The sequence below is a fragment of the Pseudarthrobacter sp. NIBRBAC000502771 genome, from assembly GCF_006517215.1.
Lineage (GTDB): Bacteria > Actinomycetota > Actinomycetes > Actinomycetales > Micrococcaceae > Arthrobacter > Arthrobacter niigatensis.
On record NZ_CP041187.1, the window covers coordinates 3,312,523 to 3,328,578 of the forward strand.

Here is a 16,056-nt window from a genome sequence, read left to right on the forward strand (position 1 = left end):
CCGCGCGGACGCTGGACCATTTGTCCCGCTGGTCCGGCATGATGGTCCCATGCCCGCAACCGATCAGCAGCTGACCATTCCCGTGGGCGATGCCACAGTGTCGGCCGCCTACGGCCGTCCCGGCAAACCTTCACCCCACGCACCCACCGTCGTGGTGGCTCATGGTGCCGGCGCCGGTATGGAGCACCCGTTTCTTCTCGGTTTCACCGCTGCGCTCAACGTCCTGGGCCTCGCCACGCTCCGGTTCAACTTTCCGTACCGGGAAGCGGGCCGCAAGTTCCCGGACCGGCCTCCGGTGGCCATCGCCACCTGGCGGGCTGTGATGGATGCCGCGGCGAATCAGGCTGCCTTGCGCGGCGACACCGGCCCTTTGGTGGCCTGCGGCAAGTCATTCGGCGGCCGGATGGCGTCAATGGCCGTCGCGGCGGGAATGCCGGCGGCTGGCCTGGTCTATCTGGGATATCCACTCCATCCGCCCGGCAAACCGGACAAGCTGCGTGACGAACACTTGTATGGGTTGGCCACTCCGATGCTGTTCCTGCAGGGAACCCGGGACACGTTTGCCACGCCGCACATCCTCGAGGATGTCGTCTCCCGCATCGGACGCAACGCCGTCCTGCAGTGGGTCGAGGGCGGGGACCACTCGTTTGCGGTTGCTGGTCACAAACGGCCGGCAGGCGAAGTCGGAGCGTCACTGGCCGTGCCGGTGGCTGGATTCATCAGTTCCCTGGAGTGACCGCGTCCAGTCCTGCCAGCCTGGCCAGGTCCACGCGGTTGCCTGCGCCGGTCTTCCTCAGCATGTTGGAGATGTGCGAGCTGACGGTCTTTTCGCTGATGACCAGGGCGCTCGCGATTTCGCTGTATGTCTTGCCGGCAACCACGAATTCGAGGATGACCTGTTCCCGCGGAGTGAGTCCGGGCAGGTGTGCCCGCTTAACGCCAACGGCCGGCAGGGGGTCAGCGGCGATGTGGGCGTGTACTGCGAGCCGCTCCAGGGCTTCCTGTTCGGGAGCGGACCGGAGTTCACGGGCCAATGCCAGGCCGCGCCGCAGGAGCGCTGGGGCCCGGTGCCGCCCCGACTGGCCCTGGAGCAGCATCGCTTCGGCGGCCCGCCTGCAGCAGTAGGCTTCCTCCCAGGGCAGGTTTCCGGCGTTGAAGGCATCGGCTGCAAGGACCCAGGACCCACCAATCCCAGGTATCCCCCGGACCCTGCCCAGTTCGGCCTCATACAACAGCGAAAAGGCCGTGGTCTGGCGCCGGTACAGGTCGGTATGGGAACCGGATTCGAAAAGCCCGGAAGGAAACCGCTCCTTCAGCTGTCGGGCCTCGGCAACGAATCCGTCCGGCGGGAAGCCGGTGTCCCTGGCCTGTTGGGCCAGGTCGGCCAAGGCACGGGCGGCCAGCGGGAGCAGCCATTCGCACATGGTCGGTGGTGGGCCGGGCCGCATGGCACCCGCCAGCGCGGATTCGTAGGACATCCGGAAATGCCCGACGGCGGATTCCACCTGCGCCCGGACGGCGGCGAAGCTTAGGTTCACGAATGCGCCGCTGTCCGTATTGATTTCCTCCGCCCTCGCCAGGTGGGCTGCGGCCTCGGCGCCCCGGCCCTGCAGGAGGGCAAGCCGGGCTGCCGTGAGCCGCCCGCTGACGTCTCCCATAGGGCCGGGATCGAGGCTTATTGCGATCCTCAACGCCTCCTGGGTCGCCCGCCAGTTTCCCACCACCAGGTGGCTGGCGGCTTCGTCCGCCGCGAGCTTGGCCACATACGTGTGCGGGCCGCCGCAGGCAGCCAGCTCCAGCCTGCCCGCGTGCATGAGGTCCGCGTAGAGGGCGCTGGTCCATGCCTCCTGGGCATTCCCCAGCCAGCTGATGGCGTGAACGTAACCCCAGAAATCGTGCGCCTTGAGCGCTTCCGCGGCGCCCTGGCGGGCAAGCTGGGCCGCCCTGTCCGGCAGATCGGCGCGGACGGCCACCATGGCGGATGCGGTGAGCGCGTAGGACAATGCCCGGGGGTGCCCGGCCCGCCGCGCCGATTCCAGGGAACTGGCCGCTGCCGCCGGCCCTCCCTGAAGGCCGTTCCATTGGCATGCATAGGAAAACTCTGCCAGCGCGAAGGCATGTTGCCAGCTTTCCGGCGCAGCCCCGGACAGCCTCACCGCTTCGGTGACACCGTCCATGGCATAGAACTCCTGCCCCGTGGAATATCGCAGGTGGGTGCGGCGGATCAGCAGCTCCGCAGCGGCCAGGGGTTCCGCCGACAGGTCCATCCCTGCCAGCAGTGCATCCACTGCCTCAAGTTCAGCTGCAAAAGCCCCCGTTGTCTGGGCAGTCGCCCGGATCCGGTCCCATAGCTCCCGCTGCGCCCTTTCTTCCCCGGACACCTGATGGTGAAGCGACGCCGCCCGCTGGAGCATGCGGAGCCTCTCGGCTGCGGAACCCGAAGCGGTCAGCGGATCGCCGGCTGCCAGGGCCCATCGATAGGCGGCGGGGCTGTTCCCGGCGAAATAGTAGTGGTCCGCGATGACGGCCGGAAGTTGGGGGTCCGGATCCGTGCTTGCCTGCAACTCATACATAGAGGCGAACGCGGCGTGCCGGATCTTCCGTTCGTCCGCGGACACATCCAGCTCCAGCACCTCGGCAATCAAGGGGTGGTGGAACCAGTAGGTGCCGTTCGGGCCCAGATCGAGGATGCCGCGGGCGGATGCTGCCTGCAGAAACAGCGGCACCCGGGTGCTGTCCTGCAACTTATCGCACGTTGCCACGGCAGCCAATTCGTGCTCCGTCACTGCCCGGCCGGCCACCGCCAGAAGGCGGGTCAGGTTACGGGCACCCTGCGGCAAGCCACGCCAGGACCGAAGCACCGCCTGCCTGAGGTCGCCGTGGAGCCCCTGGGGAAGTTCGGCCGCACCGGCCGGAAGGCCGCCCACCAGCAGGGCCGTGAAGTAGGGATTGCCGGCGGTCCGGCCAAACACGTCCGTCACAAGGGACTGCGGCGGCGGTGCCCCCAGGATGCCTGCTATCTGGGACTCCGTCGCCGGCCTGTCCAGCGGGCCGAGATCCAGCATTCGGACCTGTGACAGCCGCCGGACGTCCGCCAGCCACGTCTGCAGGGGGTGGCTTTCGCCGAGTTCGCCCGCCCGCAGGGTGCAGATGATTCCCAGGCGCCGCTCGGACGGGCCGCCCGCCAGGTACATGAGGACGTCCAGTGTGTCCTGGTCCACCCAATGCAGGTCGTCGATGACCAGGAAGACCGGAGTAGTGGCGCTGGCCGAGGTCAGCCAGTCGTCCACCAGCAGGGGCACGTTCCCGGCGTACCCGCCGTCCATTGCCGCGGATAACGGAACGGCGGGCGTATAGGACGGGGCGGAACGCAAGGCTGACCGCAGGCCAAGGTAGGGAACGGTCACATCGCCCAAGGGCAGGGCGGCACCGCGAAGGATTACGTCGCCGGGCCCCGCGGCAGCGCACGCAGCCTGGACCAGCGCCGTCTTGCCGACGCCGGCATCCCCGGAAACAACCGCGGTCTGCGCGGTGCCACTCCGAACGGCGTCCATCATGTCGGTGAGCGCCGCAAGCTCCAGGTCGCGCCCCACCAGGGAGGGGCCACCAGTGTTCTTGCCGGCCACCATCACAGCGTCCCACCACAGTCGGCCGGCAGTACAGGGGTGGCCTGCCACAAAGATGAGGAGTAGGGATCCCCCTTCTGAGGGTGCATACCGGATGTGGGGGGAAGGAGGACAGCGGAGAGTGTGGGTGTCAGTCCAACAATGAGCCAAGGAGGCCGGATCATGACTGCCATACTCCGTTCACCGCGACGCACCCAGGGCGTTGCCGCCCTACTCTTCGTGGCCGCGCTGGCCACTGCCGGGCCAGCGTTCGGATTCCCGGACGGGGCCACGGGGCCGAGCTTTGTGCCGTGCCCGCTGGAGCGGATCGGATCACAACTGGTGCGCTGCGACAACCTGAGCGGCGCCGGTGTTGAGGCACCGTCCTGGATCCCCGAGCAGCCGTAGCGCGGCGGCAGGCGCCACAGCACGGCTATTTGCGGTGTTTGGTGCGCGCGGTGGCGGGCGCCGACCACGGGTCTTCGGGCCACGGGTGCTTGGGGTAACGGCCCCGCATTTCCCCACGCACCTGGCCGTAGGGACCGGCCCAGAACGAGGTCAGGTCAGCCGTTACGGCGAGGGGCCGGCGGGCCGGTGACAGCAGGTGGAACAGGACCGGGACACGGCCGTCCACCAGCCGCGGGGACTCGGCCAGCCCGAAGCACTCCTGGAGCTTCACCGCAACGACAGGGGCGGCGCCGGCGTCGCCCGGTTCCGGGTACTCGATCCGGATCCGGGAGCCGCTGGGGACCTCAAGGATTTCGGGCGCGAGCACATCCAGCCTGGCGGCTTCCGGCCACGGCATGAGGCGGCCCAAGGGGTTGGCCAGGTCGATTGAGCCCACCGGTTTCCCGGCTGCAAGCTCCTCAAGCTCCGGGCCAAGCCATTCGTCCAGCCTGTCCAGCAGGGCCGGGTCCGACACGTCCGGCCAGGGCTCTCCCGCCTCCCTGTGCAGGAAGGCAAGCCTGCGCCGCAAGGAGGTCGCCGCCGCCGACCAGCTCAGCGCCGCCAACCCCTCGGACTGGAGCGCGGCCGCCACGGCCATCCTTCCCTGTGCGGCGGTGGGGCGTGCCGGTGCTGTCGACAGGATGATGGAGCCCAGCCGCCTGGTCCTGCGCGCGCTCAGCCGGCCCCCCACGAACACGGCGTCCACGGTGTCGGCGAGCAGGTGCGAGGCCGCCTCGGCGGCCGTGGCGGCCGTCACGGGTGCGGCAGCACGGATCACAGCGCCCGTGCCCGCAGCATCCCGGCCCGAAGCCCTCGCCACTTCAGCCACTGCGAGCCATTCGTGGTCTGACAGTGTGCTGCCTGCGGGCAGGCCGGCCCGGGTACCGGAGGTCAGCAGGTATTGCCCCGCGTCCGCACTGCCGGCCACGCGGCGGGCCACGCGGTCGGGGAAGGCAAGGGCAACGACAGCGCCCACAGCTTCAGGGCCGCTGGTGGTGGCCGAAATGGTCGAGGCCCCCGCTCCCTGCCGCCGCGCCACGGCAGCAAGCCGGCTGGATTCCTCCGCCCAGCGCCGCCCTGCGGGGCCCTTGTCCGCGCGGAGCTGGGCAAGCAGCCGGGGCAGGTCTCCGCCCGGAGCGCGGTGGTCCCCGGTGAGCGCGGCCACCACCTCGGCGGCCAGCGGGCGTCCGGTGGAGGTTCCGCCGTCGAGCAATGCCCGGGCCAGCCGGGGATCGGCAGGGATGGCGGCCAAGGCGCGGCCGGCGGCCGTCACCTGTCCTTCCCCGGTCACCGCACCCAGCTCCCGGAGTACCTCGACGGCGTCGTCCATGGACCCGCGGGGCGGTGCGTCCGGCAGCTCAAGGCCCTTTCCGCCGGGCGCACCCCAGCATGCCAGGGTGAGGGCAGCGCCGGCCAGGTCCGCCACGTTGATTTCCGGCGTGGCGTGGGCGGGGGCTGCCCCATAGGCCTGTTGCGAGTAGCAGCGGACCACCAGGCCCGGGCCCTGGCGGGCGGCCCGGCCGGCCCTTTGGTCCGCGGACGCCCGGGAACACGAAATCGTCACCAGCCCGCTCATGCCGCGGCCTGAGTCCCGCCGCGGTTCCCGGGCCAGCCCGGAGTCCACCACCAGCCGGACGCCGGGCACCGTCAAGGATGATTCGGCAAGATCGGTGGAGACGATGATCCGCGGGGCGTCGCCGGGGCGCCGGCCCGCGACGGCCCGGTCCTGCTCCGCCGCTGCCACCTGGCCGTGCAGTTCCAGCACATCCACGGCACTGCCCAGCAGGCCGCGAAGGGACGCCGCAACCCGGGAGACCTCCCGGGCGCCCGGCAGGAACACAAGCGCATCCACGGCGCTGTCTGTTCCCAAGGCACGGACGTGGGCGTCCGCGGCAGCCACGGCAACATGGTCAAGGAAGGCGGGCGTCACTCCCCTCGCGTCAAGCCGCGCGGCAGGAGCCGGGAGCCACTGGACTTCCAGCGGATAATTTACCGCCGGGCAGCCGACGACAGGGGCCGGGGACCCGTCGTCGGGATCGCGGAGCAGCGCTGCAAACCGGGTTGCATCCAGCGTTGCGGACATGGCCACCAGCGTGAGGTCGCCGCGGAGCGCACGGACCTCCGCCAGCATGCCGGCCAGCAGGTCAGTTTCAAGGCCGCGTTCGTGCACTTCGTCCAAGACGACGGCGGCCGTCCCGTCAAGGCCAGGGTCCGCCAGCAGGCGGCGGAGCAGGATGCCCGGGGTGACGAATTCAACCAGTGTGCCGGGGCCGGCCTGGCGTTCCCCGCGGACCGTGTAACCAACGCGGCCGCCCAAACCTGTTCCGTCGAGGGCGGCGAGGCGGCGGGCGGCGGACCGGGCAGCGACACGCCGGGGCTGCGTGACGATGACGCGGCCGTCACCGGCATGCAGATTTGCGAGCAGCGGCGGGACGAGCGTGGTCTTGCCTGTGCCCGGGGGCGCCTGGACAACAACGGCGCCCCTGGCCAAGGCCTGCTGGAGTGCCGGCAGGGAGGCTTCGAAAGCGAGCCCGGCACTGATGGCAGAAAGATTGAAGGTGCCGGCGGCAGGGCTGCCGTCAGGAGGAATCATCCGTCCATTCTGCCTTGGCCTGGGCCGAATTCTCCGACCGGGTCAGGGTTTGCCCTGGCCCTTGGCCTTGCCGCTGGCTTCCTTGGCGGTGTCCGATCGCTTTGAACCGGGCGCGTCCTTGGCGGCGGCGGGTGCGGGTGCAGCCGCCGGAACTACCGGTTCCGCGGCGGCGGGCCCTTCCTGGGAGGTGTCAGCCAGCGCCGGAGCCACGGGGGTGTCCTGCTCCACGGCGGGTGCGGACGCGGACGCTGCTGCAACCTGCGTGGCGATATCTGCCCGCACAGCAGAGAGGGCATCCTCGATGCCGCGGTAGCGGGTGGCCGAAATCCTGCCTGCGGAGGCGGCTTCACCGAGATCCTTCTCGAGCGCCTGCAGGGCGGCGAGTGCGCCGTCCATCCTGTTTTCCGACGCCGCCTGGCTGATGCTCAGCACACGGATCTGGAAACCGCGCAGGACATTGCCGTCCGTACCGCCCGGCTGGGCTCCTGCCGCTCCTGCGACGAGGGCGCACGCGACCACGGCGCCGCAGAGAACCAGCAGGGCGCGGACCGGGCGGCGGGGTGCTGGAGTGGACGCTGCGGCCACCGCGGGCCCCGCCGGCTTCAGGTCAGGCGGCATGCCTGCCCCGAAGCGGGACGGCAGGTGCGGACCGTACGGGCAGGACTGTGACCGGGGCCGCGTCAACGGAAGGCACGGGCACCGGCACCATGGTTCCGTGTGCCGGCTGGGTGGGCCGTGCCATGAGGAATCGGGCGGCCGTCCGCATGGCGGTGGCGATCATCAGTCCAATTCCTACTCCGAGCAGAACGTGGCCGGCGAGGTAGTGCCGGGCCGCGCCCGGGCCGTCCAGTGCGGCCACTGCCGCCCCGCCCACGGTCAGCATCAGTGACAGGGCCGTACCGAAAATTGCGCCCATGGCTCCTGCTCCCATCCACTTTAATCAGCAAGCTTACTAGTATTGCTCAGTAAGCTTACTACCACGTGGGCGCGGCGCAAGGGTGCGGTTTTGCGGAACCCGCTTCAGCGGGCGGCTTCGAGCAGGTGGCCCAACGGCTCAAGACCTGCATAGGCGCCCCTGAAAAAGAGCAATGGTTCGGCGTCCTGGCGGGCATGGAGGTGCCGCACGGCCGCCACCACGATGGTGTGGTCGCCGCCGTCATACTCTGCGTGCAGGTCGCAGTCGATCCAGGCGAGCGCATTGTCCAGCACCGGATTGCCCAGCGGAGAGGATGCGTGTTCCACGCCGGCAAATTTGTCCGCCCCGGAGCGGGCGAACTGTCCGGCGAGGTGCCGGTGTTCCGCGGGGAGGATGTTGATGGTGAATGAACCGGCCTTCCGCAGCACGGGCCAGGTGGTTGACGTGCGGGACGGGCTGAACGTTACGAGCGGAGGGTCCAGCGACAGTGCCGCAAAGGACTGGCAGGTGAAGCCTGCCGGCCCGTCAGGGGTGGAACCGGTGACTACGGTCAGGCCGCTGGCGAATGTTCCGAAAATATCCCGAAGCCGGCGGGGAGCAAGATCTGATGTGACTGTCATGGAGGGCCCTCTCGTATGGATCGTTACCCCACCAAACCATCACCAAACCGGGCCACCCAAGCCTTCCGAAACACGCCGACCCGGACCGCAACGAAAGGTCACGCCCGGACATCCGGCGTCATCGGCATCCCGCCGGCCGCGGGCTACGCCCGCTGGTCCAGCGCGGCGAGGAGCCGGCGGACCGAGCCGCCCAGATTCCAGTCGATGGCCAGTTGCTCGAGTTCGGAGCGCCGGCCACCGGTCACCGGCTGCAGCAGCGCGCCTGCCTGTTCAAGGGTGGGCAGCTTGAGGTCCCGCACCAGGCGGACGACGGCGGGGGCTGCTTGGAGGTACGCCGCGGCGGCGGAAAGCTTGGCCCGGACGGGACCCGACACCCCGCCGTCGTCCGCTTCCGCCGCCTCCAGCAGCCGTTCCAGGGTGCCGTACTTGAGCAGCAGCGACGCGGCCGTCTTCTCCCCGATCCCGGCCACGCCGGGCAAGCCGTCGGAGGCATCGCCGCGCAGCGTGGCATAGTCCGCGTACTGCTGCGGCAGGACTTTGTACTTGGCCACTACGGTCTCTTCCACGATGACCTCGAGGTTCTTCATGCCGCGGGCGGTGTATATCACCCGCACCCCGCGGGCGTCGTCGCACACCTGGAAGAGGTCACGGTCTCCCGTGACCACGTCCACCGGCAGGCTGGCGTGGCTGGCGTAGGTGCCCACGACGTCGTCGGCCTCGTGCCCGGCCGCGCCCACAATGGCGATGCCCGCCAGCTCCAGCGCCCGGCGGATCATGGGCAGCTGCGCTTCCAGGCCCTCAGGCACCACTTCGACGTCCGTGCCGCCGGGTACGGCCCGGGCCACCCGGTGCGCTTTGTAGGTGGGGACCAGGTCCACCCGCCATTGCGGCCGCCAGTCGTCATCCCAACAGGCCACAAGGTGGGAGGCCTGGTAGTCCATGCTGAGGCGGGCGATCATGTCCAGCAACCCGCGGACCGCATTGACCGGCGTCCCGTCAGGGCGGCGGATGGTGTCCGGCAGCCCGTAGAAGGCGCGGAAGTACAGGGAGGCAGTGTCGAGCAGCATGAGGCGCTGGGGCATACCTCGATCCTCACACGGAATTGGTCCGCTGCGCAGGAGCCGTGACTCCGGCCGTGGCGCCTAGAAGGACTGCGTGCTGAATCCCAGCCCCAGCAGGCCCCGTCCCGACTGCTCCAGGATGGCGTCGATGCCCAGGGTTGGGTGGTTCAGGAGCACGCCGATGTCCCGCTGGATGCGCTGGAGCGGGTGTGTGAGCCGGTGCACGCTGCCGCCTGAGCCGCCCACCGCCAGCCGGACCGCCTCCTGCGAGGCCTCGGCGCTGAGGGCGAGGGAGAGCCGGAACGAGGCGTGCTGATCCTCAGCCAATGCGGGAGCGGCCTGCCCCTCCGGGGGCAGTACGGACAGGGCCGCCTGCCACTGCAGTTGTGCCGCAGCCAAGGCCCCGGCCGCCCGGGCGTAGCGCGCCTGGGCAAGGGTTGAATCCGCCTGCCGCGTTTCGATGCCGTTCTTTTGCCTTGGCACCAGGAGCTGCTCCCGGAAAAGTTCCATGGCGTACTCGGCGGATCCCAGGGCCGCGGCGGGCGCCACGAGATTCAGGAGCATGGCCATGGGTGCGTGGATGAGCGCGTCCTGGTGGATCAGGCTGCCGGGGTTCTCCGGGCTGCTGAGCAGTGCCCATTCCGCCACGCGATGGTCCGGAACAAAAAGTCCGTCGGCACGGAGGTCATTGCTGCCGGTTCCCCGCAGCCCGTCGGTGTGCCAGGCGTCGAGCAGTTCAAGGTCGGCTACAGGAACCAGCGCCTGCAGCCGCGCACCGTTGAGCTGCACGGCCAGCAGGGCCCACCGCGAGTGCATCACACCCGAGGCGAAACTCCAGTGGCCCGAAATGGCGTAGCCGCCCGGCACCTTCCGCGCCATTCCCACGGGGGCACTCGTCGCGGCGGCAAGGGGTACCTGGCCGCCCGCAAAGACCTCCTCCTGCACCGCGCGGGGCCAACGGGCCAGCATCCAGGCGTGTTCGGCAAGGTGGCCGGCAGTCCAGGCGGTGGAGGCGCATCCCCTGGCAAGGACCCGGACAACTTCAGCGTAGGTGCGCGCACCCAGCCCATACCCGCCCACAGCGGCGGGCGCCAGGATGCGGAAGACGCCGGCCTCCTGCAGCTCCTGTACCGTCAACTCCGGCAGCCGGCGTAGCCTCTCGGCCTCTTCCGCCCTGGCGCGCAGCCCCGGAACCAGCGCAGCGACCCGGGCCGGCATGTCCGGCAGGCCCGCCACGGTCCCGGCAGCAGGCTGCACGGAATGGTCGACGACGGCGCGGCCAAGTTCCAGCGTATGGCCGGTGCGGTCGCGCTTGGCGGCAAGGTAGCGGGAGTTGGCCTCCGAAAGGTGGACGCCGGTGGGAACCTGCTGCTGGACATTAATTCCCAGTGCAACCAGCTGGTTGGCCTTGTCCGGGTTGTTGCTGAGCAGCCGAACCGTGGTGGCGCCAAGGGTGTTGAGCATTTGGGCTGCCGCCGTGTAATCGCGCTCGTCCTCACCATGCCCCAGGGCGAGGTTCGCGTCATAGGTATCAAGGCCCCGGTCCTGCAGCGCATAGGCATCAAGTTTGGAATACAGGCCGATGCCCCTGCCTTCCTGCCGGAGGTAGAGAAGGAAACCCCCGGTGGCGGCAATGCTTTCGACGGCTTCCCGGAGCTGTGGTCCGCAGTCGCAACGTTCGCTGCCGAAGACGTCACCCGTCATGCACTCGCTGTGCAGCCGGACCAGCGGGGCCCCGCTGCCGGCGCCGCCGGCCCCGGAGCCCTGTCCCAGCAGCGACTGTTCCCAGGGTCCAAGGGCGAGCAGCAGGTGTTCCCTGCCGTCCGCCAGGCCGTGAAAGGTGAGGACCTCCGCCGTCGTGCCATAGCCGTCAGGAAATCGCAGCGGCACGGTGACGCTGGTGCGGACTGTAGCCAAGGGGAGGGAACCCGGCGGCGGGGTTGCATGGGTGGCGACGGTCAAAAGAGCCTCCGGGATCGCGGGCAGTGGATACTTGAAACTTGAACTTAAAGGTAGCCCAATTTACTTCAATCTTCAAGCATTTTCTGCGCATCACTGTTTCCGGGTGCCCGGCGGCCCGGTGAGCACAGTGGGTACGTACTCGAGAAGCTGGAGCCTGCCGTCGAACGTCCTGCTCTGCACCATCTCCAGCCGGACATCAGGGTAGCCATCGTAGATCCGCTCCCGGCCGGTGGCCCCGGTGATCACAGGGAAGATCACCAGCCGGAACCTGTCCACGAGACCGGCCGCCAGCAACGACCGGGCCAGGCTGATGCTTCCCAGGGTACTCAGCGGCCCTTTTTGCGTGCGCTTCAGTTCGCGGACCGCCTCAACCGCGTCCCCGGTGACCAAGGTCGAGTTCGGCCAGTCCAGCGGCGCGTGCAACGAGGAGGAGAAAACGAATTTCGGCACGGCGGACAGCCCGGTGAGACTGGCGCCCTCCTCCTCGGAGAAACCGGACCGGTCTGCCGCGGCCTGCGCAGACATTCCGTACATCAGCCGGTAAGTGTTCGCCCCCAGGAGGAAGGTGTACTCCTTTGCCGACTCCTGGCCGAGCCACGCCAGGTATTCCGGCCCTTCCAGTCCCCACCACCCGGGCCACCCCTCGGCGGAGGCATACCCGTCCAGGGAGATGATCAGGTCCACCATCAGTGTCGCTGGTGACATTTCAGCTGGTGCGGCGCCCATGGCTGCCTCCTCAGGACTGATCGGCATCGATGTGCCGGCCATGTTATGCCCGACCGGACGGGACGTACAAGGGTGCCGCCTCCCCTTTCATCAGCCCTTCCACAGGCGTAGCGTCTATCCCGCCGGAGGCATCGCAGCCGTCAAAGGAGCGGACATGGCCGGGTGGAATTCAGACACAGCGGCGGGGCCGGTGGGCGCGGGAACCGTCACCTTGGTGGAAGGCTCATGTTTTTGCATCTCCGCCGCCAACGGGGACATCCACCCGGACCTGCCCCACGGCGTATTCCATGAGGACACCCGCATCCTGTCCGGATGGAGTATGACGGTGAACGGCTCGCCGCTCGAACCACTGACGGCGGAAACGAAGGAACCCTACCGGGCACTGTTCATCGGCCGCGTTCCCCGGGCCGACGGGTACGCGGACAGCCCCTTGATCGTGGAGCGCCTGCGTGAAGTGGCAGCCGGAGTGGTCGAGGAAATCACCATCCGCAACTACTCGGGCCTTCCCGTCGCCTGCAACGTTTCCGTCGGCGTCGATTCGGACTTTGCCGACCTGTTCGAGGTGAAGGAAGCAAGGGTCCAGCGGCGCTGGGACGTCACCCGCGGAGCCGACGGCGATTCGCTGATCATCAGTGCGGCCTGGCAGGACCTGCGGAAGGCCGTCCTGGTCAGGGGCCGTGGCGCCGTCGCCTCCGCCGGCGCGTTGGCATACCATGCCGTGATTCCCGGCTACGGCCAGTGGTCCACGAGGCTGAGCGTGGCACCCGCAGGACAGGACAACGTTTGGCGCCCGGCCGGGCACGGGCTCTCCCCGAGTGACCGGCGGCACCAGGAATGGGTTGCCAAAATCCCCAGACTGCAGATGACGAACTGTTCCATTGAACGGACGCTGCGGCGCAGTTATGACGATCTCGGCGCTCTCCGGATCGAAGACCCCGAGCATCCGGAACGGATCGTGGTGGCAGGCGGCGCCCCCTGGTTCATGACCCTATTCGGTCGTGACTCGCTGTGGGCTTCGGAAATGGCCCTTCCCGTGGACCCGTCCCTGGCCTTGGGCACCCTGCAGACGCTGGCGGACCGGCAAGGACACCATTGCCGCTCTCCTTCCCAACGCCGACCGCGCCCTGGACTGGGTCAGGAACTACGGCGACAAAGACGGCGATGGGTTCGTTGAGTACCAGCGCCTCAACGACCAGCCCCTCATCAACCAGGGATGGAAGGACTCCTGGGACGGGATCAATTTTGCGGACGGAACCATCGCCGAACCGCCCATCGCGCTGTGCGAGGTGCAGGCGCTCGTCTACTCAGCGCTCCTGTCCCGGGCATGGATGGCATTTGATGCCGGGGATGCACCCCTGGCAGCCCGGCTCACCGCCGAGGCGGCAGGGTTGAAGGAACGGTTCAACGAGGAATTCTGGCTGCCGGACCGCGGCTACTTTGCAGTTGCCCTGGACGGAAGCAAACGGCCGGTTGATGCCTGCGCATCAAATATGGGGCAGTGCCTGTGGCGTGGCATCGTTGACGACGACAAGGTGCCGCTTGTAGCTGAACGGCTGATGTCTCCGGAAATGTTCAGCGGCTGGGGTGTCCGGACCCTTGCCTCCAATATGGGCGCCTACAACCCGGCCAGCTACCACAACGGTTCCGTATGGCCGCACGACAACGCCATCATCGCGGCGGGACTCATGCGGTACGGATTCGTCGATGAGGCCCAGCGCATCGCCACCGCACTGCTTGAAGCCGCTGACTTTTCCGGCGGCCGGCTTCCGGAGCTGTTCTGCGGCTTCAGCCGGGAGCAGGTTGCCCAGCCGGTGCCCTACCCCACGGCATGCTCCCCGCAGGCCTGGGCGGCCACCACGCCGATCATGCTGATTACCTGCCTGATGCGGTATGACGCCCACGTCTCCCGAGGCGGTTTCTGGATGGATCCGGCCCTGCCCCAGTCCTACGGGAACCTGCACATCACCAACGCACCCCTGGCCGGCGGCCGCATCACTATCGACATCACTGGCAGCGAAGCCGCGGTGCAGGGCTTGCCCGCGGGCCTGACGTTCCACCGCGAACACCGTCCCTGGCTGACCGAACTCATCTCGCAGGCCGGGCTCGATGGGAGAAATCAAAGCTCCCATCCGGCGTCGCCATAGAAGCTGCGGACGTGGGCGCGCAGGTACTCCCCCACCACCGCCGCACCAAGGTCGCCCACCTCCGGGGCGACAACACGGCCCTCCACGCGCCGGGCCATCCGCTGGATAAACCGCTCCAGGCCGGGGTCGCTTCCCAGGCGGAAGAAGGTGGCCTGGACGCCGGCGCGGCCAAGGCGGTCCAGCTCGGCAACCGTCGCGCGGATGGTCTCTGCGTCCGGAGGCCAGTTGAACCAGGAGTCCCCGTCCGGCAGGAGGTGCGCCGTTGGCTCGCCGTCCGTGACGATCAGCAGGACCGGCTGCATGGATGGGTGACGGCGGAAAAAACGTCCGGCGAGGAGCAGGCCGTGGTGCAGGTTGGTTCCCTGTTCGCGGAAGGCCGGCAGGGCCGTGAGTTCCCCGATGTCCATGGACTGGGCGTAGCGGCCGAAAGTGATGAGTTCGAGGCGGTCACCGCGGAAGCGGGTGGAGACCAGGTGGTGCAGTGCCAGCGCGGTCCGCTTCATGGGAACCCACCGCCCTTCTGCAGCCATGGAGAAGGAGACGTCCACCAGCAGGGCAACCGCGGCCTGGGTCCTGGCCTCCGTCTCCGAGACTTCGATATCGCCCACCGCGAGGCGCAGGCCACGGGCCGGGTCCCCGCCGTCGGCCATGGTGCGCCGGATGGCGTTGGTCATGGTGCGGGTGACGTCCCACGGTTCGGCGTCCCCGAACTCCCACTGCCGGCTGGATCCTGTCTGTTCTCCGGCGGCACCTGCCATCCTGGTGTCACGGCTTCCCTGCCTGCCGGAGAGTTGCTTGGCGGCGTCGCGCAGCAGCGACTTCCCCAACCGCCGCATGGCTTGTGGCGACAGCCTGAGGTCACCGTCGGCGCCACGGCGAAGGTAGCCGCCCTCCTGCATTGCCCGTTCGATCTCCGCCAGGGTACGGGCGCTCACCGCGGCGTTCTCGCCCAGCTGCCGGGCCAGGGCGTCGAGGTCCAGGTCATCGAGCGTGGAACCGTTGTACGACTGGGACAGCTGCTCCGACAGTTCGTCGAGTTCGGCGATGTCCTGCAGCACACCGGTGCCGTCGCCCAGTCCCAGGCCCTCCTGCCCTTCGAACCGTTCCGATCCCGACCAGTCCTCCCCCGGACGCAGGGCCTGGAGGCTGGCATCGAGTTCGCTGAGCTGGGCCATCAGCCCGGGCGACCCAAAGGCCTGGGCGGACAGCCGCATCAACTCATCGCGCTGTTCCGGGGACATCGACTGCAGGAGGCGCTGGGCCGCGGCTGCGCGCTGGGCCAGGGCGTCCACCAGTTCCTCCACGGACTGCGGGTCCTCAGGAAAGAACTGGCCGTGTTTGGCCATGAACTCCTGGAAGTCGGCATGGGTATCTTCCCCGCGACGGTGTTTTGCCAGCAGTTCGTTGAGGTCCCGGAGCATGTCATTCACGGCCGCCCGGTCATCATCGGTGGCGCTCTCCAGCGCTTGCTTCATGCCGGCGAAGCGTTGGTCCAGGATTTCGCGGCCCAGCAGGTCCTTGATCCGGTCGTAAGCTTCCCTGGCTGTGCTCGACTGCCAGTCGTAGGATGCCAGGTCATTGACAGCCGCCGCCGTGGAGGACGGCAGGTTCTCCAGCTGCATCTCGCGGAAGGCGCGGTCCGTGTCGTCCATCATGGCGTCCCGCGCCAGCTGCTTGCGTTCCTCCAGCACGGCCGTGTCCAGGAGTTTCTTCACCTCGTCCAGGGTGCCGTCCAGCCGGTGGCGCCCCAGCAGCTCGCGCCGCCGCTGCTGCACCCGCCGGGCAAGGTCGTCCAGGCCGTCCCGATCGCGTCCGCCGCGCCGCAGGAACTCCTGCAGGGCGTGCCGCGGCGAGTACCCTGCCATGACGTCTTCGGCGACGGCGTCCAGGGCCTCGGCCAGGTCGACGGGCGGGGCCAGCGGATCCGGACCGCCGGCATACCGGCCGTACCTGGCGGACCTCTTGTGGATGGCCATGGTGCC

The 16,056-nt window shown here is 68.7% G+C and carries 11 protein-coding genes and 1 pseudogene; 3 read left to right on the plus strand and 9 right to left on the minus strand.

Annotated elements, in window-relative coordinates; translation table 11 throughout:
• Window positions 1–49 precede the first annotated feature (49 nt).
• Window positions 50–736 (plus strand): alpha/beta family hydrolase, encoded by a 687-nt coding sequence (locus NIBR502771_RS15500; RefSeq protein WP_141160541.1) that lies wholly within the window; start codon window positions 50–52, stop codon window positions 734–736.
• Here NIBR502771_RS15500 and NIBR502771_RS21160 read toward each other — a convergent pair.
• Window positions 720–3,629 (minus strand): AAA family ATPase, encoded by a 2,910-nt coding sequence (locus tag NIBR502771_RS21160; protein ID WP_141160542.1) that lies wholly within the window; start codon window positions 3,627–3,629, stop codon window positions 720–722. The genes NIBR502771_RS15500 and NIBR502771_RS21160 overlap by 17 nt on opposite strands.
• 159 nt (window positions 3,630–3,788) lie before the next feature.
• On the opposite strand from NIBR502771_RS21160, the gene NIBR502771_RS15510 reads away from it, so the two are divergent.
• Window positions 3,789–4,013, plus strand: coding sequence for a hypothetical protein (locus tag NIBR502771_RS15510; RefSeq protein ID WP_141160543.1), 225 nt, complete (start codon window positions 3,789–3,791; stop codon window positions 4,011–4,013).
• Between the two features lie 25 nt (window positions 4,014–4,038).
• Here NIBR502771_RS15510 and hrpB read toward each other — a convergent pair whose 3' ends face one another.
• The 7 genes from hrpB to NIBR502771_RS15545 all read right to left on the minus strand — a co-directional run bounded on the left by hrpB (window position 4,039) and on the right by NIBR502771_RS15545 (window position 11,930).
• Window positions 4,039–6,645, minus strand: coding sequence for an ATP-dependent helicase HrpB (hrpB, locus tag NIBR502771_RS15515; protein WP_141160544.1), 2,607 nt, complete (start codon window positions 6,643–6,645; stop codon window positions 4,039–4,041).
• A gap of 42 nt (window positions 6,646–6,687) precedes the next feature.
• Window positions 6,688–7,263, minus strand: a complete 576-nt coding sequence (locus NIBR502771_RS20985; protein ID WP_246839685.1) for a hypothetical protein — start codon at window positions 7,261–7,263, stop codon at window positions 6,688–6,690.
• Window positions 7,253–7,561, minus strand: coding sequence for a hypothetical protein (locus NIBR502771_RS20990; RefSeq protein ID WP_246839686.1), 309 nt, complete (start codon window positions 7,559–7,561; stop codon window positions 7,253–7,255). Before NIBR502771_RS20990 ends, NIBR502771_RS20985 begins: the two co-directional genes overlap by 11 nt.
• A gap of 104 nt (window positions 7,562–7,665) precedes the next feature.
• Window positions 7,666–8,181 (minus strand): flavin reductase family protein, encoded by a 516-nt coding sequence (locus NIBR502771_RS15530; RefSeq protein ID WP_141160547.1) that lies wholly within the window; start codon window positions 8,179–8,181, stop codon window positions 7,666–7,668.
• Between the two features lie 143 nt (window positions 8,182–8,324).
• Window positions 8,325–9,263, minus strand: coding sequence for a 5'-3' exonuclease (locus NIBR502771_RS15535; RefSeq protein WP_141160548.1), 939 nt, complete (start codon window positions 9,261–9,263; stop codon window positions 8,325–8,327).
• A 60-nt stretch (window positions 9,264–9,323) separates the two neighbouring features.
• A complete protein-coding gene (gene ribA / locus NIBR502771_RS15540; protein WP_141160549.1) occupies window positions 9,324–11,204 on the minus strand; it encodes a GTP cyclohydrolase II RibA in 1,881 nt (626 codons plus the stop codon).
• Window positions 11,205–11,294: 90 nt separating this feature from the next.
• The gene (locus NIBR502771_RS15545) at window positions 11,295–11,930 is read right to left on the minus strand and encodes a dihydrofolate reductase family protein (protein ID WP_141160550.1); all 636 of its coding nucleotides are present in this window, start codon (window positions 11,928–11,930) and stop codon (window positions 11,295–11,297) included.
• Window positions 11,931–12,084: 154 nt separating this feature from the next.
• Between NIBR502771_RS15545 and NIBR502771_RS15550 the strand changes: the two are divergent.
• Window positions 12,085–14,074: pseudogene (locus NIBR502771_RS15550) on the plus strand (glycogen debranching N-terminal domain-containing protein).
• Here the strand turns inward: NIBR502771_RS15550 and NIBR502771_RS15555 are convergent.
• The gene (locus NIBR502771_RS15555; RefSeq protein WP_141160551.1) at window positions 14,047–16,050 is read right to left on the minus strand and encodes a VWA domain-containing protein; all 2,004 of its coding nucleotides are present in this window, start codon (window positions 16,048–16,050) and stop codon (window positions 14,047–14,049) included. The pseudogene NIBR502771_RS15550 and the gene NIBR502771_RS15555 sit on opposite strands and share 28 nt — an antisense overlap.
• Between the last annotated feature and the right edge of the window lie 6 nt (window positions 16,051–16,056).

What these genes read in the sequence shown, in the direction of transcription:
- NIBR502771_RS15500 (WP_141160541.1), top strand. Translation starts at nt 50, where the DNA reads ATGCCCGCAACCGATCAGCAGCTGACCATTCCCGTGGGCGATGCCACA.
- NIBR502771_RS21160 (WP_141160542.1), bottom strand. Translation starts at nt 3,629, where the DNA reads ATGGTGGCCGGCAAGAACACTGGTGGCCCCTCCCTGGTGGGGCGCGAC.
- NIBR502771_RS15510 (WP_141160543.1), top strand. Translation starts at nt 3,789, where the DNA reads ATGACTGCCATACTCCGTTCACCGCGACGCACCCAGGGCGTTGCCGCC.
- hrpB (WP_141160544.1), bottom strand. Translation starts at nt 6,645, where the DNA reads ATGATTCCTCCTGACGGCAGCCCTGCCGCCGGCACCTTCAATCTTTCT.
- NIBR502771_RS20985 (WP_246839685.1), bottom strand. Translation starts at nt 7,263, where the DNA reads ATGCCGCCTGACCTGAAGCCGGCGGGGCCCGCGGTGGCCGCAGCGTCC.
- NIBR502771_RS20990 (WP_246839686.1), bottom strand. Translation starts at nt 7,561, where the DNA reads ATGGGCGCAATTTTCGGTACGGCCCTGTCACTGATGCTGACCGTGGGC.
- NIBR502771_RS15530 (WP_141160547.1), bottom strand. Translation starts at nt 8,181, where the DNA reads ATGACAGTCACATCAGATCTTGCTCCCCGCCGGCTTCGGGATATTTTC.
- NIBR502771_RS15535 (WP_141160548.1), bottom strand. Translation starts at nt 9,263, where the DNA reads ATGCCCCAGCGCCTCATGCTGCTCGACACTGCCTCCCTGTACTTCCGC.
- NIBR502771_RS15545 (WP_141160550.1), bottom strand. Translation starts at nt 11,930, where the DNA reads ATGGGCGCCGCACCAGCTGAAATGTCACCAGCGACACTGATGGTGGAC.
- NIBR502771_RS15555 (WP_141160551.1), bottom strand. Translation starts at nt 16,050, where the DNA reads ATGGCCATCCACAAGAGGTCCGCCAGGTACGGCCGGTATGCCGGCGGT.